Below are 23750 nucleotides of genomic sequence, written 5' to 3'. Positions count from 1 at the left end.
CACCAAGCGGGCCGGCACTGTCAATCCCAGGACCGCCTGGCGCGATGTCGCCGCGTTTCACAGGGTCGTACCGCGCCAGATCCGCCAGCGCCCGGAAACCGGCGCCGGAAGCCGCGCCATGGCGTTGCGCATGGCCGCATTGCCCTCGAGGATCCAGGAGATTTCCAGGCTGTTCCAGCCGCGCCGCCCGGCGAGCCCGATGGCCTCCCGCAGCAGCGCGCCCATGGCGAGTGCGGAGGCGGGGTGGCCGCGGAAGGCCTGGGTGATGCCCAGCATGGGCACGCGCGCTGATCCCACCCGCCCCGCCAGCGCGGCGGCCAGCCGCACCCAGCCGAAGGGCAGCAGCCGCCCATCCGCCGGCATGGCCGCGGCCAGGTTCGGCACCACCGCGACCAGCCCGACCGGCTGGCGGTCCCATTCGGCGAAGACCACCTCGCCGGCGAAAAGCAGGGGGCGCAGGAGCTTGCCGAGGCTCGCCACCTCGGCCGGGCGCAGTGCCACGGCGCCCCAGTTGGCGCCCCAGGCATCGTTGTAGAGGTCTGCGATACGCGCGACCTCCGCCGCATAGTCGCGCCGGTCCATCGCCCGCAGCCGCAGCCGCGCCATGTCGGCCGGGCGCTTCAGGGCAAGCTGGTCGAAGCGCGCCGCATGGCGTTCCGCCGGCACATCCAGCGTGCAGGCCACCACATCCTGCACCGGCGCCAGGCCGGCCGCCTCCAGCATCGCCGGCAGCCAGTCCGGCGTGCCGGGCATGCGCAGCATGGGCGGGCGATCGTGGAAGCCGATCTGCGCGCCGACCTCATGGTTGATGGTGAAGGACAGCGGTCCGGTCATCTCCGCCCGGCCGGCGGCGGCGATGAAGCCGCGCGCCGCGGCCAGCAGGGCCTCGACCACCGCCGGGTCCCGTTCGGCGCAGAGGAAGCCGAAGCTGGCCGGCGCCGCCGCATCCTGCGGCACGCAGGCGGCGATGCGGCCCACCACTTCGCCTTCCCGCCAAGCCAGAAACCGCGCCACCGCATGGTCGCCCAAAAAGCCGAAGAAGCCCGGATCGAACATCCGCGCCTCCTCCCACCGCAGCGGCACGGACCAGCCGAGGCCGCGCAGCCGGCCCGGCAGCGCGTGGAAGGCCCGCGCCTCGGCAGCGGTGAGGACGGGCCCGGTGCGGAGGCTCACCCGGCCAGGTCGGCTGGCGCGACACCGTCGGTGGCCGCCACCAGCGCCGCGACCGCGTCGCGCACATCCTGCTCGGAATGCTCGGCCGAGAGGAAGAAGCGCAGCCGTGCCAGCTTCTCCGGCACCGCCGGGAAGACGATGGGCAGGGCATTCACCCCATGTTCCAGCAGCGCCGCGGAGACGCGGATGGCGCGCACCGAACTGCCCAGCACCACGGGCACGATGCCGAGGCCCTCCGAACTGCCGGTATCGAAGCCCTTGGCGCGGCAGAGGTCGCGGAACAGGCGCGAATTGGCCTGCAGCTTCGCCACCCGCCAGGGCTCGGCCGCCATGATGTCCATCGCGGCAGCCGCGGAAGCGGCAAGCGGCGGCGACAGCCCGACCGAATAGACAAAACCCGGCACGGTATGGCGCATCCAGTCGATCAGGTCGCCGCGCGCGGCGATATAGCCGCCGGCGGCACAGAGCGTCTTGGACAGGGTGCCCATCCAGATATCGACCTCGGACGGGTCGACCCCCGCCGCCTCGAAGACCCCCTTGCCGGTGGCGCCGACGCAACCGAGGCCATGCGCATCGTCCACCATCAGCCAGGCATCGTGCTTGCGGGCCACCTGCAGCAGCGCGGCCAGGTCCGGCACGTCGCCGTCCATGGAATAATGCCCCTCCACCAGCAGCAGCGCCCGGCCGGCGCTGCGCCGCACCGCGGCCATCTCCCGCTCCGCCGCCCGGGCGTCGTTATGGGCGAAGGAGACGCGCCGGGCGCCGGAGAGCTTGGCGCCCTCGACGCAGGAATTGTGGATGGCGGCGTCATGCACGATGACGTCGCGCGGGCCCATCAGATGGCCGATGACGGTCACGTTGGTCGCATGCCCGCTGACGAAGGCGAGGGCCGCCTGCTGGCCATAATGCGCCGCCAGCCGCCGCTCCAGCTCGCCATGCACGGGCCTTTCGCCCGAAACCAGCCGGGAAGCACTGGCCGAGATGCCGTAGCGCGCCATGGCCGCCGCCGCCGCCTGGTGCAGCCGGGGGTCGCCATTCAGGCCGAGATAGTCGTAGGAGCCGAAATTGATGGTGTCGCGGTTGCCGATCAGGCTGTGCGCGCCCGCCCGCCCCTCATGCGCGCGGAAGAAGGGGCTTTCGATGGACAGCGCGCCCATCGCCTCCCGCATCAGGCCCCAGTCGCGCAGGCCCTGGATGGCGCCGAAGCCGCGCTGGTCGGAGGCCGCCTGCGCTTCCTGCCCCTCGCGCCGCCGCGCCAAGCGTTGCACGAGCGCCAGACGGGCGGCGTTGGAGAGCCCGAACCCTTGACCGCGACTCATCCTGGCCTGCCGAACCCCCTGCCCTGCGGCGCCGAAACCCTATTCGGCGGCGCGGATCGTATCTGTGCTCGGTTCGAAGGATTCCATCAGGGTGGAGATGGTGACCTCATCGCCCGCCGGCGCCAGAGCCGCATCGGCGATCTGCCGCGCCAGGGCCCCCACAGTCAACTCCTCCGTGAGTGCCGCCAACGCCACCTGCAAGCCCAGGCGCTGTTCCAGCCCGCCGCGCAACTCCAGCGCGCCGAGGCTGTCGAGGCCGAGACCGGTCACCGCGGCCTCCGCCGCCACCGCATCCGGCGGCAGGCGCAGGATGCGGGCGATCTCTTCCGTCACCAGGCGCAGGATCAGCGCCTCCGCCTCCGGCCGCGGCAAGGTGGGCAGGCGGGCGCGCAGGTCCTCGCTGGCGGCGGGGGCCTCGGCGCCGGCCAGCACGGCCAGCATAGGCTCCGCCATCATCGGCAAGGCGAGCCGCCCCTCGCCGGTCGACAGCCGCACCAGCAGCGGCGCGGCATCCGCGGCGGCGAGCAGCGCCGGCAGGGCGGAGAGCGATTCGCCCGCCGTCATGGCGGCCACGCCCAGGCGGCGGTTCAGCTTCTCCGCTTTCTCCCGGTCATCGGCGAGCATGCCGACATCGGCGATCGGGCCCCAGCAGACGGCCAGCGCCGGGCGCCCGGCGGCGCGGCGGCGCCGCGCCAGCGCCTCCAGCGCCGCATTGGCTGCGACATAATTGGCCTGGCCGGGATTGCCGAAGGCGGTGGTGGCGGAGCTGAACAGCAGGAACAGTGACAGCGGATCGCCCGCCGTCAGCCGGTCCAGATTCTCGGCCGCCCGCAATTTTGGCGCCAGCACGCGCTGGAAGCGGGCGGCATCCATCGCCGTGGCGGCGCCGTCATCCAGCACCGCGGCGGCATGCACCACGCCGCCGATCGGCCGCGCCGCCCGGATCTTCTTCAACGTCGCATCCAGCGCCGCCGCATCCGTTGCGTCGCACAGGTGCAAGGCGGGGCGGGCACCCAGCGCCGAAAGCTCGCGCAGCGCGGCGGCAGATTCCTCGCCACCCCGGCGGCCGATCAGGGCCAGATGCTTCGCGCCCTGGCCCACCAGCCAGCGCGCCGTCGCCAGGCCGAAGCCGCGCGTGCCGCCGACCACCACAATGGTCTGGTCCGCGGGCGCCGCCCAGGCAGCGGCCGCGGCCGGGCGCTCGGCCGGCGGGCGGATCACCAGCTTGCCGATATGGGCGGAAGCCTGCAGCGTGCGGAAAGCAGCCTCCACCTCCGCCGGGGCAAAGAGCGCATGCGGCAGCGGCCGCAGCGTGCCGTCCTGCAGCCGGTCCCGGACCTGGCCCAGCAGCCGCGCGGCCTGGCCCGGCCGGGCGCGTGGCAACTCGTCCACATCGACGGCGAAGTAGCTGGCATTGCGCCGCAGCGGCCGGATCGGCGCGCGGCGGTTTTCCACATAGTCGCGCTTGCCCAGCTCCACGAAGCGCCCAAAGGGCTTCACCAGCCCCAGCGAGCGTTCCATGGCTTCGCCGGCGAGCGAGTTCAGCACGACGTCCACGCCTTCCGGCCAGGCCGCACGCAAGGCATCGGCGAAACCCGGGTCGCGGCTGTCCAGCACCAGCTCGGCGCCGGCAGCGCGCAGGAAGGCGCGCTTGGCGGGGCTGCCGGCGGTCATGGCGATGCGGGCGCCGATCGCCTGCGCCACCTGCAGCGCGGCGAGGCCCACGGCGCCGGCGCCGCCATGGATCAGCACGGTCTCGCCCGATTGCAGATCGGCGCAGCTCTCCAGCGCATGCAGCGCGGTCATGAAGGCCACGGGGATGGTCGCTGCCTGCACCGGGTCCAGCCCCTCCGGCAGCGGTGCAATCGCCTCCACCCGGGTGATAACGCGGGCGGCCAGCGCGCCCGGCGCGAAACCGAAGACGCGCGTGCCGGGACGCAGCGCGACCCCCGGCCCGGCCTGCTCCACCACCCCGGCGCATTCCATGCCGAGCGTCGGGCCGGCGAAGCCGGCCTCCAGCACTTCCTCCGGCAGCAGCCCCTGGGCCCACATCAGGTCGCGGAAATTCAGCCCGGCGGCGTCCACCCGCAGGACCACCTCGCCCGGACCCGGCGCGCGGATCGCCGCGGCCTCCCAGCGCAGCGTGCCGAGCCGGCCGGGCTGGCCGATACCCAGCGCCAGCGGACCGCCCGGGGCGGGCACGGTCAGCCCGGCCTGCAGCCGTGGCACCAGCCGCGCATCCGGGCCCAGAGTCACCTCCGGCTCCGGCGCCGCCTGGACGAGTTCGACGGCCAGGCGGCGGGCGGCGGCTTCCGGCGTCATGCCCGGCGCCAGGTCGATCCGCCGCGGGCGCAGCGCCGGCATCTCGTTCGACAGCACCCGCGCCAGGCCGAGCAGCGCCGCAGCCTCCGGCACATGGCGCCCCTCGGCCGGCTGCTGGCCGCCCTGCGTCACCAGCACGAAGCCCGCGGCCGTGCCGGTCGCGGCCTCCGCCAGGCGGGTAACGGCGGCGAGTGTTTCCGCCAGCGCGGCTTCCGCCGGCGCGGCCAGCACCAGGATGCGGGCGCCGCGCAGCTGGCCGGGCGCCGGCAGATCGCCGAGCGGCGCCCGCGCCACCTCCGCCCCGCGGCGTTGCAGACGCGCCGCCAGCGCCTCGGCCAGCGGGGCGGAGGCGGCATCGGCCAGGATCAGGCTACGCGGCGGCACCGGCTGGGCGGCGGCGGGCGGCGGCGGCTGTTCGGCGGCCAGCAGCAGCGCCGGCCAGGGCGCGCAGGCCAGCGGCTCCGCCACCACCGCGCGGAAGCCGGCCTCCGCCAGGCGCCCGAGCCAGAGCGACTCATCCGGCAGCGCGCCGCCAGCCGATCCGCCCACCGCATCCGGCCCGAGGCCGGTCCACCAGGCCGGGTCCTGGCCACAGACAAAGGTCCAGACGCGGCCGGGCAGCGGCTCCACCAGCAGCAGCGCGCCGCCTTCGGCCAGCGCCGGGCGCAGCGCGGTGGCCAGTGCCGAACCCGCCTTGGCCCGCGCCGCCGGCGCCAGGCCGATGACGAGGTCCGCCACCAAAGGCGGCGGGGCGGTGCCGAGCGGATCCCAGGTCACGCCGCGGATCTCGCTGCCGGCGGGCATGCCTTCCGGCAATTCGGGCAGCGGCACCCGCCCCTCGCCGGCCGCCACATAGACCAAAGCGCGACCCATCGGCGCCAGCCGCGCCAGCACGCGCCGCGCCAGCACGCCGCCGGCGGCCCCCACTTCCAGGATGCGCAGCGGCCGGGTTTCCGGCCAGGCGGCGGCCAGCGCGCCCACCGCGGCGGCCAGCGCCTCCGCAAGCCTGGCCATGGCCTCGCCCTGGGCGGGCGGCGGCTGCGGGTCCCGGGCGCGGCCAAGCAGCGCCTCCGGCAGCCGTTCCGCGGCTTCGGCGATCCAGGCGAGGTCCAGCGCGAGGCCCGGCTGTTCCGCCAGCACGGAGCGCCAGATCTCGGCGGCCTCCGGCAGGGCGCCCTCGGGCAGCAGGCGGACGCCGCCCGGCGTGCCCTTCTGGACCGGCTCCGCGGCGCCGTCCTCGACCAGGGCGCGGCGCAGGAAGGCCTCGTAGGCGGAGGCCTCGGGCGCCGCCTCATGCAAGGACGGCTCCGCGGCATAGAGGCCCTGCGCGGCCGCGGCGACATGCGCCTCCAGCAGCAGCGCGGCCTCGGTCAGGTCCAGGCCCGCGGCAGCGGCGCGGGCGGCTTCCATGGCGGGCGCCAAGGCGGGCGCGGGCGGCGAGCCCTCCGCCGCCGGGGCCAGGCCAATGCGATAGGCGGCATCGAGCGCCGAGGCCGCGCCGGGCAGCGCGAAACGCTGGAACACCGCATCCTCAACGCGGGCCACGATCCGTCCCACCGCATCGCGCAGCACCATCCGCGCAGTGGCCGATCGCATGCCGCGGCGGGTCAGCGTCACCTCCGCCGTAACGGCAGCGGCGGCCCCGGGCAGCGCCACCAGCCGGCCGAAGCGCACCGGCACCAGCCCGGTGCCGGGCGGCGGCGGGGAGTCGGCGAGCAGGCCGAACAGCCCCTGCATGGCGCCATCGAGGCGGGAGGGATGCAGCAGGAAGCCGTCATCCGGCGGCGCCACCGCAGGCAGCGACAGCCGCACCCGCACCTGACCGGGCACCGCGGTCGGCGCCACGGCGTCGACGGCCGCGAAGGCCGGGCCATAGGTCAGGCCGAGCCGGGCGGCGATGCCGCGCAGGGCGTCGCCATCCATCGCGGCCGGCGTCCCGCCCGGGCCGGGCGCCACGGCGGCCGGGGGGTTCAGCGCGGCGGCGGTGGCGGCGCGCAGCTCGCCTTCCGCATGCAGCGCCCAGGCTTCCTCGGACAGGCGGCGGCGGCCCTCGATGCGGAACAGGCCGGTGGCGGCGTCCAGCGTGCAGCGCAGCTCCCGCGCCCTTCCGTGCTCCAGCGTCACGGCACGCAGGATGCGGAATTCCGCCACTTCCAGCGCCGCGGCCTCCGGATAGCGGGTGCGGGCGGCGGCCAGCGCCATGTCCAGCATGCCGGCGGCCGGCAGCACCGCATCCGGGCCCAGCCGGTGGTCGGCCAGCCAGGGCGACTGCTCCGTATCGAGAGACCGGGTCCAGACCCCCGGCTCCGCGCCGCGGCGGATGCCGAGCAGCGGGTGGTCCTGCACGGCATCGACCAGGTGGCTGGCCTCCACCGTCTCCGGCTGCCAGACCGGCTTGCGGTCGAAGGGCGTCAGCGGCAGGCGGTGCTGCGCGGGGCCGGCGAAGGCGGGGCCCTCCCGCGGATCGGCGCCGGCGGCGAAGGCGCGGTCGGCGATGGCGGGGAAAGGATCGACCCCCTCCGCATCGCGCTTGCTGAGGCTGACGAGGTTCGCCGCCTCCACCCCCGCCGCGCGCGCCGTCTCCCGCAGATAGGATTGCAGCACCGGATTCGGGCCGATTTCCAGGAACAGCCGGGCGCCGCGGGCGATGGCGGTGCGCAGCGCCGGCTCGAACTTCACCGGCTGGCGCAGGTTGCGCCACCAATAGACGGGCCCCACCGCATCGCCATCCAGCACCGCGCCGGTGACGGTCGAGACCATGGGCACCTGGCCGGGCTGGCCGGCGAGCCCGACCAGCTCCTCCAGCAGCCCGTCCCGCACCGCATCCATGGCAGCGCTGTGGAAGGCATAGTCCAGGTCGAGCGGCACATAGGCGAAGCGCCGGGCCTCCGCCGCCTGGCGCAGCCGGTCCAGCGCCGCCTCCGGCCCCGCCAGGGTGACGGCAGCCGGGCCGTTGAAGGCGGCGACCTCGACCCGTCCCTCCAGCCCCGCGCCGGCGATCAGCGCCGCGGCATCGGCAGGCGTGGCGCCGAGCGCCGCCATGCGGCCCTGGCCACGGGTGCGGTGCTGCTGGCGGGAGCGGGCGACCACCAGCCGCGCCGCGGCCGGCAGGTCGAGCAGGCCCGCGGCGTGCGCCGCCGCCACCTCCCCCACCGAATGGCCGAGCACGAGATCTGGCCGCAGCCCCTCCGCCGCCAGGGCCTGCAGGCTGGCGACCTGGATGGCGAAGAGCAGCGGCTGGGCGATATCGGTCGCGGCGAGCTGCTCCGCGGTGACGCCCGCCTCCACCATCTCCCGCGGCGACCAGCCAAGCAGCGGCGCCAGCGCCGCATCGGCGGCCAGCAGGCCGGCGCGGAAGGGCGCGGAGGTGGCCAGCGCATTGCGCCCCATGCCAACGAATTGCGCGCCATTGCCGCTGAAGACGAAGCAGAGCCCGCCGGAGGCCGCGGCGACACCGCTGGTGAGGCTCGCCGTGCCTGCCCGATCCGACTGGCGCCAGGCGGAAAGGGCGGCGGCCAGCGCCGCACCCTCCGCGCCGCGCAGCGCCAGGCGATGGGGATGCAGGTCGCGGTGCCGCGCCGCGCCCCGCGCCAGGCGGGCCGTCTCGGTGGGGCTCGCCTGGGCCAGGCGCGCTTCCCATTCCGCCGCCAGCGCGCCGAGGGCTGCCGCCGAGCGGGCCGAGAGCAGCAGCGGCGGCACCGGCGCGCCCTTCGCCTCCCGCGCCACCCGCCGCGGCGGCGGCGCGGGGGCGATCAGGACGGAAGCATTGGTGCCGCCGAAGCCAAAGGAATTCACGCCGGCCACCGGCGCGGCGAGATCCGCCAGCGGCTCCAGCGCCGCCGGCACGCGGATGTTCAGCGCGGCGAAGTCGATGCTCGGGTTCGGATTGCCCTGGTGCAGCGTCGGCGGCACCTGGCGCTTTTCCAACACCAGCAGCGCCTTCAGCAGCCCGGCGACGCCGGAGGCCGGCTCCAGATGGCCGATATTGGTCTTGATCGAGCCCACGGGCAGCGGCGCCCCGCGCCCGGCCGCCGCCTGGCCGATCGCCCAGGCCTCGGCCGGGTCGCCCGCCTGGGTGCCGGTGCCATGCGCCTCGAAATAGGCCAGCCGGTCGCCGGTGACCTCGGCCGCCTGCATCACCTGGCGGATCAGCTTCGCCTGGGCGTCCCGGTTCGGCAGGGACAGGCCGATGGAACGGCCCACAGCGCTGACGCCACTCGCCAGGATGACGCCGCGGATCGGATCGCCGGCGGCGAGGGCCGCATCCAGCGGCTTCAGCAGGAAGGCGGCCGCGCCCTCCGCCCGCACATAGCCATCGGCCTCCGCCGCGAAGGCGCGGCAGCGGCCGGTGGGGGACAGCATGCCGGCGCGGGAGAAGCCGACGAAGGGAAAGGGCGAGAGCAGCATCTGCACCCCCGCCACCACCGCCGCTTCCAGCCGCCCCTCGGCCAGGGACTGGCAGGCGGCATGCAGCGCGACGAGGGAGGAGGCGCAGGCGGTGTCGATCGTCTCCGCCGCGCCGCGCAGGTCGAAGACATTGGTCAGCCGGTTGGACAGGATCGATAGCGCATTGCCGGTCATGAAGTACCGGTCGCCGCCGCTGTGATCGAGCAGGCGCAGGTCGCCGTAATCGGTCGAGGAGCCGCCGACGAAGACGCCGATATCGCGGCCCGCGAGGGCGGAGGGACGCTGCCCCGCATCCTCCATCGCCGCCAGCGTCACCTCCAGCAGCAGGCGCTGCTGCGGGTCCATCTCCGCCGCCTCGCGCGGGGAAATGCCGAAGGCGCCGGCATCGAAGCCGCGCACATCGCCCAGCGTGCCGGCGGCGAAGGTGTAGGACCGGCCCGGCTCGCTGCGCCGCGGATGCAGGAAGGCGGCCTGGTTGAAGCGGTCGGCCGGCACGGTGGAGACGGCGTCGGTGCCGGATTCCAGCAGCGACCAGAGGGCCTGGACATCCGCGGCCCCCGGCAACCGGCAGCCCGCGCCGAGGATGGCGATGGGCATGGCGGTGGGACGGGCAGCCGCCCTGCGGGGGCGGACGGGGTTCATGCCGGGGCCGTTCTCAGCGCCAACCCGCGTGGCAGGCCGCGGCGCTCATGGCGCGCTCTCATCGCGCCGCTGCGCGCCGGGCATGGCCAGCGGCCTTTCGGCGGCACGCTCCGGCAGGGCGGGCGGCGCCGGAAGGGCCTCGGTCGGGCGCTTCAGCAGGTCGCGGAACAGGCGCTCCACCTCGACGAAATGGGCATCCCAGCTCGGCGGCTTCCAGCCGTTCATGCGGCTCATCTGCGCGCGGCGGCTACCGCTGTCCGGGCGGGCATAGTCCAGCACGGCGCTGCGCCAGGCCATGCCGTCCAGCGGATCCAGGTAGTCCGGCACCTGCCGGCCCACCTCACGCAGCGCCGGCAGGTCCGAGGCCAGGGCAGGCACGCCGAGCGCCAGGCTTTCCGCCAGCGGCAGGCCGAAGCCCTCGGCGAAGGAGGGGAAAAGCAGGGCACGGGCGCCGCGCAGAAGGGAGGCGACCTCGCGGTCCGGCAGGGATCCGGATTCGCGCACCAGGCCATCCAGCGCGGAACACCGCTCCAGCATGTCCAGCACGTTCTCATTCTCCCAGCCGCGACGGCCGACCACCACCAGACGCGGTGCCGCGCCGCCCATGCTGCTGGCGAATTGCCGCCAGAGGTTCAGCAGCAGCAGGTGGTTCTTGCGCGGCTCGATGGTGCCGAGCGCCACGAAATAGGGCCGCAGCGCCACCGGCGGCGCCTCCACCGCCGGCGGCGTCACGCCCAGCGGCGCGACGGCGACCAGCGGGCGGTTCGGCCGCGCCGCCAGCCAGGGCGAAAGTTCCAGCGCCGTCGCCGCCGAATTGACGATGATGGCATCGGCCATGGCGGCCGTGGTGATGATGCGGCGCTTGTGCTTCTCGGCCTGGCCGGCGCGGGCGAATTCGGGGTGGTGCAGCGGGATCAGGTCGTGGATCAGCGGCACGAAATGGCAGCCATTCCGCCGCATGCTGGCGATCCGCCCCGGCCGCTCCAGCGCACGATGCGAGACCAGCAGGAAGCATTTCGGCCCTGGCCGGCGCAGCGCCTCGGTCAGCGCCGGACGGCCGAAGGGCAGCGACAGCCGCGCCCGGCGCGCCGTGCCGGAGGCCAGCCGCGTGCCACTTTCCCAGGACTCCTCCAGCGCCACCACCAGCTCCCGCACCAGGGCGGTGGGCAGGGCGGCGAAGCCGAGCAGCGGCACCTCCGCCACGAAGGTGCAATTGGCCGGGTCATTCGTGGCCCAGTGGCGCGCATAGGCCAGCTCCACCCGGTCGATACCGGAAGGCGCCGCCCGGTGCGCGACCGTCAGGAGCCGGGAGATGTCCAGGAAGACATGCACGCCTAGCAATCTCCTCGCATCACGGGGGGCCGCCAGAGGTCCGAGATCGCCCGGTGGCGGTGCAAGACACTGATCTCCTTAGCGTGCACCGCAATAATGTCGCGACAGAGGCCGAACAAGGCCTCACAATCCTGTGTGAAATTAAGCTTTGGGTCAATCTCTTTTTTTCAACACTTTCGGAACGTTCGCCGGTCGCGTGTATTCAATCCGTGGCACTACCCCTGATCCGGGTGGATCACATTGGTCGACAACCCCTGGAGCAGCACGTCGCGCATGGTTTCAACGCTCTTCCGGCGAATGTCCAGCCAGGCTTCCGGCGTGTGGAAGGCGCTGTGCGGGGTGATCACCACCCGTCCCCGAAGCCAAGGCTCCCTTGCCCGATAGGCAGCCAGCAGGCCCGGCACCGGCTCCACCGGCGGCTCCACCGGAATCACATCCAGCCCCGCCCCGGCAATATGACCGGAGCGCAAGCCGGCCTCCAGCGCATCGATGTCCAGGCTGGTGCCGCGCGCGGTGTTCACCACCACCGCCGCCTCCGGCAGCCAGGCCAGTTCGCGGGCGCCGATCATGCCGCGCGTCTCCCGCGTATCCGGCGCGTGGATCGAAAGCACATCGCCGCCGCGCATCAGCTCCTCCAGCGTGCGGGCGCGGGTGATGCCCAGCGCGCGGTCCACGCCATTGGGCAGATGCGGGTCGTAGAAGCGCACCTTGAAGCCGAAGGCCTTGGCGCGCAGGGCCACCGCGGTGCCGATGCGGCCGAGACCCACGATGCCGAAGCCCTGCACCTCCGCCCGACGGATCAGCGGGCTGTCGGCATAGCGCCAGGGGGCCGGCGGATCGGCGCGCTGCAGGTCATGGTGCAGGATGATGCCGCGGCGCAGCGACAGCGCCAGCGACATGGCATGGTCCGCCACTTCCTGCGTGCCGTAGTCCGGCACGTTGCAGACGGTGATGCCGCGGGCGGCGCAGGTGGCGCGGTCCAGCCGGTCGTAGCCGACGCCCATGCGCACCACGACACGCAGCTTCGGAAACCGGGCGATGTCGGCGGCGCGCAGCCAGTGCCGGAAGATCAGCAGGCCATCGACCTTGGCGCAGACCGCATCCGGCAGCGCATCCAGCGTCCCGGTATGGGGCGCGCCGCCATGCAGGATCTCGACTCCGGCGCCGAGGACTTCCTGCTCCAGCAGCGTATCCGGATACATTCCCTCGGGTTCGAGGACCGTCAGTTGCGCCACGCCTTGTCTCCCTCCCACCGCGCCGGCTCTGACCGGCTACGGACCAGGGGGCCATCCTCGCCGCTGAAGCGCCCGGCGGCAACCGGAGCGGGCGCGGAAGCAGCCATGCGGGGCTGGGTCGCCATGCATGGCGACCCAGCCCCGATCAGGCAGGCTCAGGCCAGGCGGACTGGCTCCGCCAGGCTCAGCTGCGCCACCAGCCGCGCTTGCGCGGCAGGTCGGCCACGGCGCCCTCGCCCAGCACGATCGGCGCCACCGGCGGGGCCGCGACCGGCTCCTCCGGCTTGGCGGCGGGGGCAGGCTCCGGCGCCGCAGCGGCGGCGGGCGGCTCGGCGAGCGCCGAATCGGCGGGCACCGCGGGCTCCTCCGCGACCGGCGCGGCTGCCACCGCGACGGGTTCCGGGGCGACCGCCACCGGCGCCTCGGGGGCCGGGGCTGCCGGAGTCTCGGCCGGGGTGGCCTCGATGGGGGCAACCGCGGAAGCGGCGGTCTCGGCCTGGGGCGGGGCTTCCTGCGGCAGCGGTGCCGGGGCGGCGCGGCGGCTCGTCACGGCGCGTTCGGCGGCCTGCTCGGCCGCCTCCATCGCCATGAAGATGTCGTCCATATGCCCGGCGAAGGGGTCGGCCGGCGTCGGCGCGCGGCGCGCCGGCGGGGGGGCCTGCGGCAGGGTCGGGCTGGGCAGCAGGGCCACCGGCTCGGCCGGCTGCTCGCCTTCCTCGCGCCGGCGGCGGCCACCGCGGCGGCCGCGGCGGCGGCGGCGGGCCGCCTCATCCTCCGGACCGTCCTCGCCCTCGGCCTCGGGGGTCTCCGCATCGGCCAAGCCGCCTGCCTCGCCAGGCTCCGCACCCTCCTCGCCGGGGCCTTCGGCCAGCGCATCGGCGGCCTCCTCGGCCTCCTCCTCCGCGCTGCCCTCTTCGGCGGCAGCCTCGCCGGCCTGGCCTTCGGCACCGTCGCGGCGCCCGCCACGCCGGCGCCGGCGGCGGCGGCGACGCGCCTCGCCCTCGGCGCCCTCGGCCGGCCGCTCGCCCGGGACCTCGGCTGCCTCGCGCGGCTCGGCGGCGGGCCGCGGCGCGGGCTCGGCTTCCACCTCCTCGGCCTCCGGCGCCTCATAGGCCTCCGGCTCCGGCGCATAGTCCATGCGCAGCGCGGAGGGGCGCTCCGGCAGCGCGTCTGGATTGGCGGCGCGGGTGCGCTCGATGCGCAGCGCCGGCGGGATCAGCGTGTCATCGGGCTGCACCAGCACGCGCATGCCGAAGCGCTGCTCGATCTGACCCAGCCGCTCCCGCTTCTGGTTCAGCAGCCAGAGCATGACGGGCATGGCGCAATGCGCCACGATCTCGGCGGCGCGGCGCTTGGCGCCCTCCTCCTCGATGGCGCGCAGCACCTGCAGGCCGCTGCTTTCCACGCTGCGGACCATGCCGCGGCCCTGGCAATGCGGGCAGGCGACATAGGCATGCTCCACCACCGAGGGGCGCAGCCGCTGGCGCGACATCTCCAGCAGGCCGAAATGGCTGATGCGGCCCACCTGGATGCGGGCGCGGTCCTGCTTCAGCGCCTCCTTCAGCCGGCGCTCGACCATGGCATCGTTGCGCGACGATTCCATGTCGATGAAGTCGATGACGATGAGGCCGGCGAGGTCCCGCAGGCGCAGCTGGCGCGCGACCTCGTCGGCCGCTTCCAGGTTGGTGCGCAGCGCCGTGTCCTCGATATGCCGGTCGCGCGTGGCGCGGCCCGAGTTCACGTCGATGGAGACCAGCGCCTCCGTCTGGTTGATGACGATATAGCCGCCGGACTTCAGCTGCACATTCGGGCTGTGCATGGCGTCCAGCTGGGCATCGACGCCGTAGCGGGCGAAGAGCGGTACGCCGTCGCGCACCGGCTTCACCTTGTTCACATGCGCGGGCATCAGCATGCGCATGAATTCGCGGGCGTCCTGGTAGGCCTCCTCGCCCTCCACATGCACTTCCTCGACGTCCTTGCCGTAGACGTCGCGGATCGAGCGCTTGATGAGGTCGGCTTCCTCATAGATCAGCGCCGGCGCGGTGGAGGCGAAGGTGCGCTCGCGGATATTGTCCCACAGGCGCAGCAGGTATTCGCAGTCGCGCTTGATCTCGGGCTTCGGCCGCTGCGCGCCGGCGGTGCGGACGATCAGCGACATGCCCTGCGGCAGCTGCTGCTCGTCGATGATCTCGCGCAGGCGCTTGCGGTCGCCCGCCGAGGTGATCTTGCGGGAGATGCCGCCGCCGCGCGGGCTGTTCGGCATCAGCACGGAGAAGCGGCCGGCGAGCGAGATATAGGTGGTCAGCGCGGCACCCTTTCCACCGCGCTCCTCCTTCACCACCTGGATCAGCATGATCTGGCGGCGCTTGATCACCTCCTGGATCTTGTAGTGGCGCAGGAAGCGGGGCGGGATGCGGCGCTCGCGCGCATCGTCCTCGGTGCTGCCGCCCACCATCTCGGGCGGCGGTGCCTCGGAATTGCCGACGCTCTCCACCTCGTCGTCCTGGCGGGACCGGTCACCACGGTCCCGGTCACCACGGTCGCCACCCCGGCCGCGATCCCCGTCGCGGCCGCGGCCGCGGCCACGCCCGCCACGGTCCTGGCGCGACCTGGCATGGCGCGGCGCGGCGCCGGGCTCGGCGGCGGCCTCCTCGCCGGCCTCGGCATCGCCGCCCTGGTCGTCGTCCCCCTGGTCGTCCCCCTGGTCGCCCTCCTCGGCGGCGTCCTCGGACTGGGCCTGGTCGGCCGCCGCCTCGGCATTCTCGCGCGCCTCGGCCTCGAGCGCCGAATCCTCGGCTGCCTCCCGGGCGCGCTGCTCGGCCTCGGCCTGCTCGGCGGGGCTCTGCGCCTCGGCCGGCGTGGTAGCGGCCTCCGCCGCGGGCGTGGTGGCGGACTCCGTCGCGGGCTCGGCGGTCACGGGGGCGGAGATGCGCTCCACCTCCATCGCCATGGGCATGGCGCCGCCGCCCGATTCACCGCGGGGGGAGTCCTCTCCCTGGGACCTATCCTCCTGGGGCTCATCCCGGCGGAACGCGTCGCGGTCCTCGTCGCGCTCGGATTCGTTGATCTCCGACTCACCATCCACCGCGGCGGCCAGGGCCTGGTTCAGCGCCTCGTCGCCCTCGCGGGCGGCCTCCTCGGCCTCCTCCCGCTCCTGCTCCTCGCGCGCCTCGGCGGCCTGCATCTCGATCAGGCGCTGCCGGTCGGCGACGGGCAGCTGGTAGTAGTCGGGGTGGATCTCGCTGAAGGCGAGGAAGCCGTGCCGGTTGCCGCCATATTCGACGAAGGCGGCCTGCAGGCTGGGTTCGACCCGCACGACGCGGGCCAGGTAGATATTGCCCTTCAGGGGCATCTTGTTGGCCGACTCGATGTCGAAGGCCTCGAGCCGGGTGCCATCCAGCACCACCACCCGTGTCTCTTCGGGGTGGGATGCATCGATCAGCATGCGCTTGGTCATGGAGGAGGGGACTCCGCACCGCGCTGCCCAGGGGGATCACCGGTGGGCCGGCTGCGGCGACAGGGGGTGGCGGGGCCCGAGACACGACGGATCGGCGGCAGGAAATCGTCCATGCGGCGGCGATCCGGTCCTTGTCGCGGCGGGCCGGCCTGGGGTCAGACCCCGGGGCAGGCCCTGTTGGGTTCAGTGGGGCCGATGCACCTGGAAGCATCCAGGCAGACCGGTCCCGGCGGGCGCGCCTCGCGCTGCCCCGGAAACCCTTCAATCGGCAGGCCCCAAGCAGCGGGGGCGCCGGTCGCAGGCGCAATCGGGCGGGCGGCAGGCCTGTGGGGCGCATCCTGGCCCGAGACGGGAACGGGATGGCCGTGCAGGCACCGCGCCGGCTGGAAAGGCGTCGCGGCACCTGGCGAAACACGGCGAGGGCCAGGACCCTTCCACCATGCCAGGACTAGGGCCGGTATTCCGGCCCACGCTCCGCCGCGACAGCGCGGGCGAATGCGGGACCAGGCGGCCGCGCGACACGCAAACCCAACCAGCGGCGGTTGCCACCGGGGCAGGTCACCATAGGCGGCCCGTCCAGCCTCCACAAGGCGCCGCGACAGCCGGGCGGAAAAAGGCGCCGGCCGAAGCCGCCACCCCCTGGGCAGTTGCCGATGCCTCTCGGCACGCCGCCGGCGCGCATCTCAACCAGCTTCTCAACCGGCGCTGGCAAGCCCCGGGCATATTGTGGCATTATGCCGGCATGGCGCGCACCGGGGGATGGTGTCGCCTGCCGTGGCGGGGGGCCGCGGCCTGCCATGCGGCGGCCACCGACCGATCCGATGGCCCCGCCCGAACCATAGGGGGTCCCAGCCCATGCTCGGTCGCCGTGCCCTGGCGAGCCTTCTGCTCGGCCTGGCGGCTCTGCCAGCGCCGCGCGAAGCCCTGGCCGCCGTCACCGGCGCGACTCTGGAGGCCACGGGCCCCGGCGCGCGCCTCACCCTTCGGCTGCCGGCCGGGGCAAGCTGGCGGCTGCGCGCCGCGCGCAGCCCGAACCGGCTGCTGCTGGAAGTGCCCGGCCAGGCCTGGCGCGCCGCCACCCGGCTGCGCGGCGCCGGCCCGGTGCGCGCCGCCCGGCTGGAACGGGGCCGGCTGCGGCTGGACCTCTCCGGCCCCGTCGCCCTGCGGCGGGCCGAGGCCAGCGACGGCCAGCTGGTGATCGAGGTGGTGCCCGGTGCCGCCGCGCCCTTCGCCCGGCTGGCCGCCGGCAGCGGCACCATGGCCGAGGGCGGCGGCACGACGCGCCGCACCGCCAGCCTGCCGCTGGTGGTGCTCGATCCCGGCCATGGCGGCCGCGACCCGGGCGCCATCGGCACCAGCGGCACGCAGGAAAAGCGCGTGGTGCTGGCCGCGGCGCTGCAATTGAAGCGGGTGCTGGAGGCCGGCGGCCATTGCCGGGTGGCGCTGACCCGCAGCAACGACCGCTTCGTGCCGCTGGGCGATCGGGTGGAATTCGCCCGTCGCCGCCAGGCCGCGCTCTTCGTCTCCCTGCATGCGGACAGCGCCCCGGGGGCGCGCGGCGCCAGCGTCTATACCCTTGGCGAAAGCTCCGACTCGCTCGCCGGGGCCCTGGCGCGGCGGGAGAACCTGGCCGACCGCGCCGGCGGGCTGCGCCTGCCCTCTGTGCCGCCCGAGGTGCAGGCCATCCTGATGTCCCTGGTCCGCGCCGAGACCCGCATCGGCAGCGCCCGCATGGCGCAGCAGGTGGTGGCGGAGCTGTCGGAGGATGTGCCGATGCTGAACAATGCCCACCGCCAGGCCGGCTTCGTGGTGCTGAAGGCGCCGGACGTGCCGGCGGTGCTGGTCGAGATGGGCTTCCTGTCCGACCCGCGGGACGAGGCGGCGCTGCGCCGCGCCGACCATCGCGCCAAGCTGGCCCGCGCCCTGGGGCGGGCCATCCATGTCTGGCTGGCGCAGGGCCGCGATGTGGCCACCGCCTTCGGCTGAATGACCACCGCCTGCCGCGAAGCCGGGGAACGCCCTGGCAGCGGGGCGCCGGCGCACCAAGATGCGGGACACGTCTTCGCGGGCGCAAGGCTGACTCAAGCGGCCGGCATGTGCCCCGCGCCGCCGGACAGTGTATGGGAAGCCCATGGACACCCACGACCTCCGCGCTGATGGCCCCATGGTGGGCAGCCGTCCGGCGACGCCGGAAAGCGCCCCGCCCGCTTCCGGCGGCAAGCCGCCCCGCCCCCCCAAGGCCCCGCGGCCGCCACGCCGCCGCAGCTGGTTCTTCGGCACCATGGGCCTGCTGGCCAAGACCGTCCTCATCCTGGTGGTGGCCGTCGGCCTGACCGGTGCGGTCGCGGCCTATGCGCTCTATCGCTCCGCCTCGGCCGAACTGCCCGACTATCGCTGGCTGGCCGACTACCAGGCGCCGCAGATGAGCCGGATCTATGCCGGCGACAGCCGCCTGATGGCGGAACTCGCCCAGGAACGCCGGGTCTTCGTGCCGATCGAGGCGATTCCGCAGCGCGTGCAGCAGGCCTTCATCTCGGCCGAGGACCAGCGCTTCTGGAGCCATTACGGCATCGACCCCATGGGCATCGCCCGCACCATGGTGACGAACCTGGAACAGCTGGGTTCCGGCCGGCGCATGGCCGGCGCCTCGACCATCACCCAGCAGGTCGCCAAGAACATGCTGGTCGGCAACGACCGCACGGTGATGCGCAAGGTGCGGGAGGCGATCCTGGCGCTGCGCATCGAGCAGGCGATGCCCAAGGCCCGCATCCTCGAGATCTACCTGAACGAGATCTTCCTGGGCCAGCAGGCCTATGGCGTGGCCGCCGCGGCGCAGAACTACTTCAACAAGTCGCTCGACGAGCTGACGGTGGCGGAAGCCGCCTTCCTGGCCGCGCTGCCCAAGGCGCCGAACAACTACAGCCCCACCCGCTACCCGGAAGCCGCGCGCAGCCGGCGGGACTGGGTGATCGGCCGCATGGCCGAGGACGGCGCCATCACGGTGGCCGAGGCCACCCGCGCCCAGGCCGAACCGCTGGTGCCCCGCCCACAGCGCCGCCCGGACGTGGTGCCGGTCGGCCAGTATTTCACCGAGGAAGTGCGGCGCGAGCTGGTGGCCCGCTTCGGCGCCGACCAGACCACGATGGGCGGCCTGGTGGTGCGCACCTCGCTGGATCCGGTGCTGCAGGGGGAGGCCGAGGCGGCGCTGCGCAACGGGCTGCTGGCCTATGACCGCCGCCGCGGCGGCTGGCGCGGGCCAGTGGCCCGGATTTCCGCCAATCCGACGGAATGGCTGCCCGCCCTGCAGGCGCAGGCCCGCCCGCCCGGCGCGCTGCCGGAATGGCGCCTGGCCGTGGCGCTGGAGGTGCGCGACCGGGAGGCGCGGATGGCCTGGCTGGAGCGCCCGGATGGCCGCACCGCCGCGCAGCCGCGCACCGGCATCCTGAACTTCAGCGATGTCTCCGGCTGGGCCCGCCCGGTGCGGGATGGCCGCGTCGGCGGGGCGCCGCGGCGCATGCAGGATGTGCTCTCGCCCGGTGACGTGGTGCTGGTGGAAACTCTGCCCGCCACCGCCGCCCAGGGTCGCACCCCGGCCCAGCCGGAACGCCTCGCGCTGCGGCAGATGCCGGAGGTGGAGGGCGCCGTGGTGGCCATGGACCCCAATACCGGCCGCGTGCTCGCCATGGTCGGCGGCTGGTCCTTCGAGCGGTCCTGGTTCAACCGCGCCAGCCAAGCGCTGCGCCAGCCCGGCTCCTCCTTCAAGCCCTATGTCTACCTGGCGGGGCTGGAGGCCGGCATCCCGCCGAACCAGCTGCTGCTGGACGGGCCGGTGGAGATCATGACCCCCCAGGGCATGTGGCGGCCCGGGAACTACGGCGGCGGCGCGCCGCAGGGCTGGGTCACCATGCGCTCGGCGCTGGAGCGCAGCCTGAACCTGGTCACGGTGCGCCTCGCCCAGCAGGTCGGCATGCCGGCGGTGGCGGAGGTGGCGTCGCGCTTCGGCGTCATCCCCAACATGCCGCGCGTGCTGGCCATGTCGCTCGGCGCCGGGGAGACCACGGTGCTGCGCCAGGCGGCCGGCTATGCCAGCTTCGTCAATGGCGGGCGCCAGGTGACGCCGACGCTGATCGACAGCGTGCAGGACCGCCAGGGCCGCCTGGTCTGGCGCACCGATGCGCGTGAATGCACCGGCTGCGACAGCGACCCGACGGGCCGTCCGCCGCAGCTGACGGAGACTCGCCGGCAGGTGACGGACCCGGTCTCCGCCTTCCAGATGACCAGCATGCTGCAGGGCGTGGTCCAGCGCGGCACCGGCACCCGCGCCGGCGCTGGGCTGAACCGCCCGGTGGCGGGCAAGACCGGCACCACCGACGACTACAAGGACAACTGGTTCGTCGGCTTCACGCCGGACCTAGTGGTGGCCGTCTGGGTCGGCTTCGACGAGCCGCGCAGCCTGGGCAACAACGAGACCGGCGGCAGCAATGCGGCGCCGATTTTTCGGGATGTGGTCGCCGCGGCCCTGGGTGACAGCCCCGCTTTGCCCTTCCGCGCCCCCCCGGGCGTGGCGCTGGTACGCCTGCAGCTGCCGAATGGCCAGACCATCCTGGAAGCCTTCAAGCCCGGCACCGAGAACAGCGCCCGCCCGCCGGTGGACCCGCTGGCGACGGAGCCGGGCACGGCGGCGGCCAGCGTGGATAGCAACCTGGGCGGGCTCTACTAGACAGCCCACCCGCGGCCTCGGCCCGGCAAGGGCCGGGCCGCCATCAGCCCGTGCTGTCTCGACAGCCGCCCGGCCGGGCACTAGGTAACCCGCCATGCGCGCCGATGCCGAGAACCTGAAGACCCAGATCGCCGAGGGCCTGGCCCTGCTGCGCGCCCATCTCAACTGGGATGAGGCGGTGCGGCGGCTGGAGGAGCTGAACGCCAAGTCCGAGGACCCGGACCTCTGGAACAAGGCCGATGCCGCCCAGGCCGTGATGCGCGAACGCAACCGCCTGGCCGCGCAGATCGAAGGCGTGCAGGCGCTGGAGCGCAATGTCGCCGACGCGCTGGAGATGATCGAGCTGGCCGAGGCGGAGGGCGATGTGGCCGTCGCCGATGCCGCCGTCGCCGACCTCAAGACCTACGCCGCCGAGGTGAAGCACCGCGAGACCGAAAGCCTGCTCTCCGGCGAGGCCGACCAGAACGACGCCTATCTGGAAGTGAATGCCGGCGCCGGCGGCACCGAGGCCCAGGACTGGGCCGAGATGCTTTTGCGCATGTATACGCGCTGGGCGGAGAAGCGCGGCTACAAGCTGAGCCTGACCGAGCAGTCCGAGGGCGAGCAGGCCGGCATCAAATCCGCCACGCTGCAGGTCTCGGGCGACAATGCCTATGGCTGGCTGAAGACCGAGACCGGCGTGCACCGCCTTGTCCGCATCAGCCCCTTCGACGCCGCCGCCCGCCGGCAGACCAGCTTTGCCAGCGTCTATGTCTATCCGGTGATCGACGACCGGATCGAGATCGAGATCAATCCCGCCGACCTGAAGACCGACACCTTCCGTGCCTCCGGCGCCGGCGGGCAGCATGTGAACAAGACGGAATCGGGCGTGCGCTTCACGCATATCCCCACGGGCGTGGTCGCGGCCTCCACCCAGGACCGCAGCCAGCACAAGAACCGCGCCATCGCCATGGAGATGCTGAAGGCGCGGCTCTATGAGCTGGAGCTGCGCAAGCGGGAGGCGATCAGCGACGCAGTGGAAGCCGGCAAGACCGATATCGGCTGGGGCCATCAGATCCGCAGCTACGTCCTGCAGCCCTACCAGATGGTGAAGGACCTGCGGACCGGCGTGGAGAAGGGCAATCCCGCCGCCGTGCTGGATGGCGAGATTGACGAGTTCATGGCCGCAGCCCTCGCCCAGCGCGTCGGCACCACGCGGTCCGAGGCCAGCGCCAAGGCCGATTGATGGAAGCAGGGCTGGAGGCGCTGCGCGCCACCATCCTCGCCGCCTTTCCCAACCTTTCCGACGCGCGCTTTGTCCTGATCGCGGATGGGTGGGAGAGCCAGGCGGTCGATGTCGACGACCGTTTGATCTTCCGCTTCCCACGCTTCGAACGCGGCATCGCCGCGCTGGAGCGGGAGGCGCGGCTGCTGGCCGTGATCGCCCCGATGGTGCCGCTGGCCGTGCCGCGCACCCATTTCCACCCCGGCCCGCCCTGTTTCGCCTGGCACGCCAAGCTGCCCGGCGGCACGCTGCTGCCAGCCGGCTACGCCGCCCTGCCGGAGGCCGCACGGCAGCGCCTGGCGGAGGATCTGGCCGGCTTCCAGGTCGCCTTGCACGGGCTGGACCCCGCGCCGCTGCGGCAGGCCGGCATTGGGCCGGTCTGGGACTGGCCCGCGCCGGACTCCATCCTGCACGAGGCCCTGCCGCGCCTGCCGCCCGAATTGCGTTCCGCCGCGACGCGCCTCGCCGCCGACTGCGCCGCCCTGCCGCCGGACCCGGCCGGCATCGTCTTCGGGCATTTCGACACGCATGGCTGGAACCTGGCCTTCGATCACGCGGCAGGCCGGCTGCACGGCGTCTTCGACTTCGGCAGCAGCGGCTTCGGCCCCCGGCATCGCGACTTCCTGGCGCCCAGCTTCATCGCGCCCGATCTGACCGTCCGGATGATGGCGCAGTACGAGGCGCTGACCGGCCTTCGCCTGGACCGCGACCGGATCGCGCTGCTGACCGGGTTGCAGCGGCTGATGGAATTCGGCGAGTCCACAGACGCGCAGATCGTGGAGTTCGGCCTGCTGCGGAACCTGCAGGAGTGGATTCCCCACCTGCCTTAGGCCTGCGCCCCCGTGAAGGCCGCGCCCAGCAGCGCGCGGATCGCCTGCCGCGTCACCGGGCGCGGATTGGGATAGGGGCTGGCGGTCGCGATCTCTGCCGCGCGGTCCAGATCCGCCTCGCGCAGGCCGAGCTCCGCCAAACTCTGGGGCGCGCCGATGCGGCGCGACAGGGCGAAGAGCCCCGCCACCGGATCCGACACTCCCAGCGCCCGTGCGACCCGCGCCATCGCCTCCGGCGCGGCCGGCGCGTTGAATTCCATGGCATGGGGCAGCACCACCGCATGGGTCTCGGCATGCGGCAGGCCGAAGCTGCCGCCGAGGACATGGCACAGCTTGTGGTGCAGCGAGACATTCACCGCGCCGAGGCAGACCCCGGCGAGCCAGGCGCCCTGCAGCGCCTCCGCCCGCGCCGCCACATCGCCGGGCCTGGCCACCACCACCGGCAGGGCAGCGGCCAGGGCGCGGATCGATTCCTCGGCCTGCAGGCTGGTCACGGGATTGGCGTCCGGCGCGTAGAGCGCCTCCACCGCATGCGCCATGGCGTTCAGCCCGCTGGTCGCGCTCAGCGCCGGCGGCAGGCCGAGGGTGAGCTCGACATCGTAGATCACCACCTCCGGCAGCGCCTCGGCGGAGCGGATGGTCTGCTTCTGCCCGGCCTGGGTCTGGCCGAGGATCGGCGTCATCTCGGAGCCGGCATAGGTGGTCGGCACCGCGATCTGCGGCAGGCCGGTGCGCAGCGCCAGCGCCTTGCCGAGGCCGATGGCCGAACCACCGCCCACCGCCACCAGCCCGTCGCCGCCCAGCCGCCGCAGCGCCTCCAGCGCCTGCTCCGTCACCTCGACCGGCGTGTGCATCGCCGCCAGCGGAATCGAGCCCGCGCCGCGCGGGCCGAGCCCTGCTGCCAGCGCGGCGCCGCGCTCGGCCTGGGTTGGCGTGACCAGCAGCACGGCGCGCTGGATGCCGAGGCGCTCCACCTCCGCCCCCAGCTCCGCCAGCCGCCCGGCGCCGAAGACCACGCGCATCGGGGCGGCGGTGTAGGTGAAGCGCAT

11 protein-coding genes are annotated in these 23750 nt (G+C 73.8%); 4 read left to right on the top strand and 7 right to left on the bottom strand.

Going from position 1 to position 23750, the window contains the following annotated elements; all coding sequences use genetic code 11:
* Nucleotides 1-57: 57 nt before the first annotated feature.
* The 6 genes from J3S20_RS25580 to J3S20_RS25555 form a co-directional block, all read right to left on the bottom strand.
* Entirely contained in the window at nt 58-1173 is a 1116-nt protein-coding gene (locus tag J3S20_RS25580; protein WP_216839747.1) for a GNAT family N-acetyltransferase, read from the bottom strand.
* Nucleotides 1170-2492 (bottom strand): aminotransferase class I/II-fold pyridoxal phosphate-dependent enzyme, encoded by a 1323-nt coding sequence (locus J3S20_RS25575; RefSeq protein WP_216839746.1) that lies wholly within the window; start codon nt 2490-2492, stop codon nt 1170-1172. Before J3S20_RS25575 ends, J3S20_RS25580 begins: the two co-directional genes overlap by 4 nt.
* Nucleotides 2493-2531: 39 nt before the next feature.
* On the bottom strand, nt 2532-9818 hold the full coding sequence (locus J3S20_RS25570; RefSeq protein WP_216839745.1) for a type I polyketide synthase: 7287 nt from the start codon (nt 9816-9818) through the stop codon (nt 2532-2534).
* 90 nt (nt 9819-9908) lie between these two features.
* Nucleotides 9909-11195: a glycosyltransferase family 4 protein gene (locus J3S20_RS25565; RefSeq protein WP_216839744.1), complete on the bottom strand. Its 1287-nt coding sequence runs from the start codon at nt 11193-11195 to the stop codon at nt 9909-9911.
* A gap of 215 nt (nt 11196-11410) precedes the next feature.
* The gene (locus J3S20_RS25560) at nt 11411-12430 is read right to left on the bottom strand and encodes a C-terminal binding protein (protein WP_343215304.1); all 1020 of its coding nucleotides are present in this window, start codon (nt 12428-12430) and stop codon (nt 11411-11413) included.
* A gap of 184 nt (nt 12431-12614) precedes the next feature.
* The gene (locus tag J3S20_RS25555; protein WP_246603259.1) at nt 12615-15887 is read right to left on the bottom strand and encodes an Rne/Rng family ribonuclease; all 3273 of its coding nucleotides are present in this window, start codon (nt 15885-15887) and stop codon (nt 12615-12617) included.
* 855 nt (nt 15888-16742) lie between these two features.
* Here J3S20_RS25555 and J3S20_RS25545 point away from each other — a divergent pair.
* The 4 genes from J3S20_RS25545 to J3S20_RS25530 all read left to right on the top strand — a co-directional run bounded on the left by J3S20_RS25545 (nt 16743) and on the right by J3S20_RS25530 (nt 22701).
* Nucleotides 16743-17873: an N-acetylmuramoyl-L-alanine amidase family protein gene (locus tag J3S20_RS25545; protein ID WP_216839743.1), complete on the top strand. Its 1131-nt coding sequence runs from the start codon at nt 16743-16745 to the stop codon at nt 17871-17873.
* A gap of 145 nt (nt 17874-18018) precedes the next feature.
* The gene (locus tag J3S20_RS25540; RefSeq protein WP_246603258.1) at nt 18019-20607 is read left to right on the top strand and encodes a penicillin-binding protein 1A; all 2589 of its coding nucleotides are present in this window, start codon (nt 18019-18021) and stop codon (nt 20605-20607) included.
* 94 nt (nt 20608-20701) lie between these two features.
* Complete coding sequence (gene prfB, locus J3S20_RS25535; protein ID WP_216839742.1) at nt 20702-21832, top strand: peptide chain release factor 2; 1131 nt, start codon at nt 20702-20704, stop codon at nt 21830-21832.
* Nucleotides 21832-22701 carry a phosphotransferase family protein gene (locus J3S20_RS25530; protein ID WP_216839741.1) on the top strand — a complete coding sequence of 290 codons (870 nt, stop codon included), beginning with the start codon at nt 21832-21834 and terminating at the stop codon, nt 22699-22701. The genes prfB and J3S20_RS25530 overlap by 1 nt, the downstream gene beginning before the upstream one ends.
* Here the strand turns inward: J3S20_RS25530 and J3S20_RS25525 are convergent.
* On the bottom strand, nt 22698-23750 hold the full coding sequence (locus tag J3S20_RS25525) for a maleylacetate reductase (protein WP_216839740.1): 1053 nt from the start codon (nt 23748-23750) through the stop codon (nt 22698-22700). The two genes, J3S20_RS25530 and J3S20_RS25525, sit on opposite strands and share 4 nt — an antisense overlap.

The sequence above is a fragment of the Falsiroseomonas tokyonensis genome (assembly GCF_019024325.1).
Taxonomy (GTDB): domain Bacteria; phylum Pseudomonadota; class Alphaproteobacteria; order Acetobacterales; family Acetobacteraceae; genus Falsiroseomonas; species Falsiroseomonas tokyonensis.
This window is presented reverse-complemented; position numbering and strand designations above follow the sequence as displayed.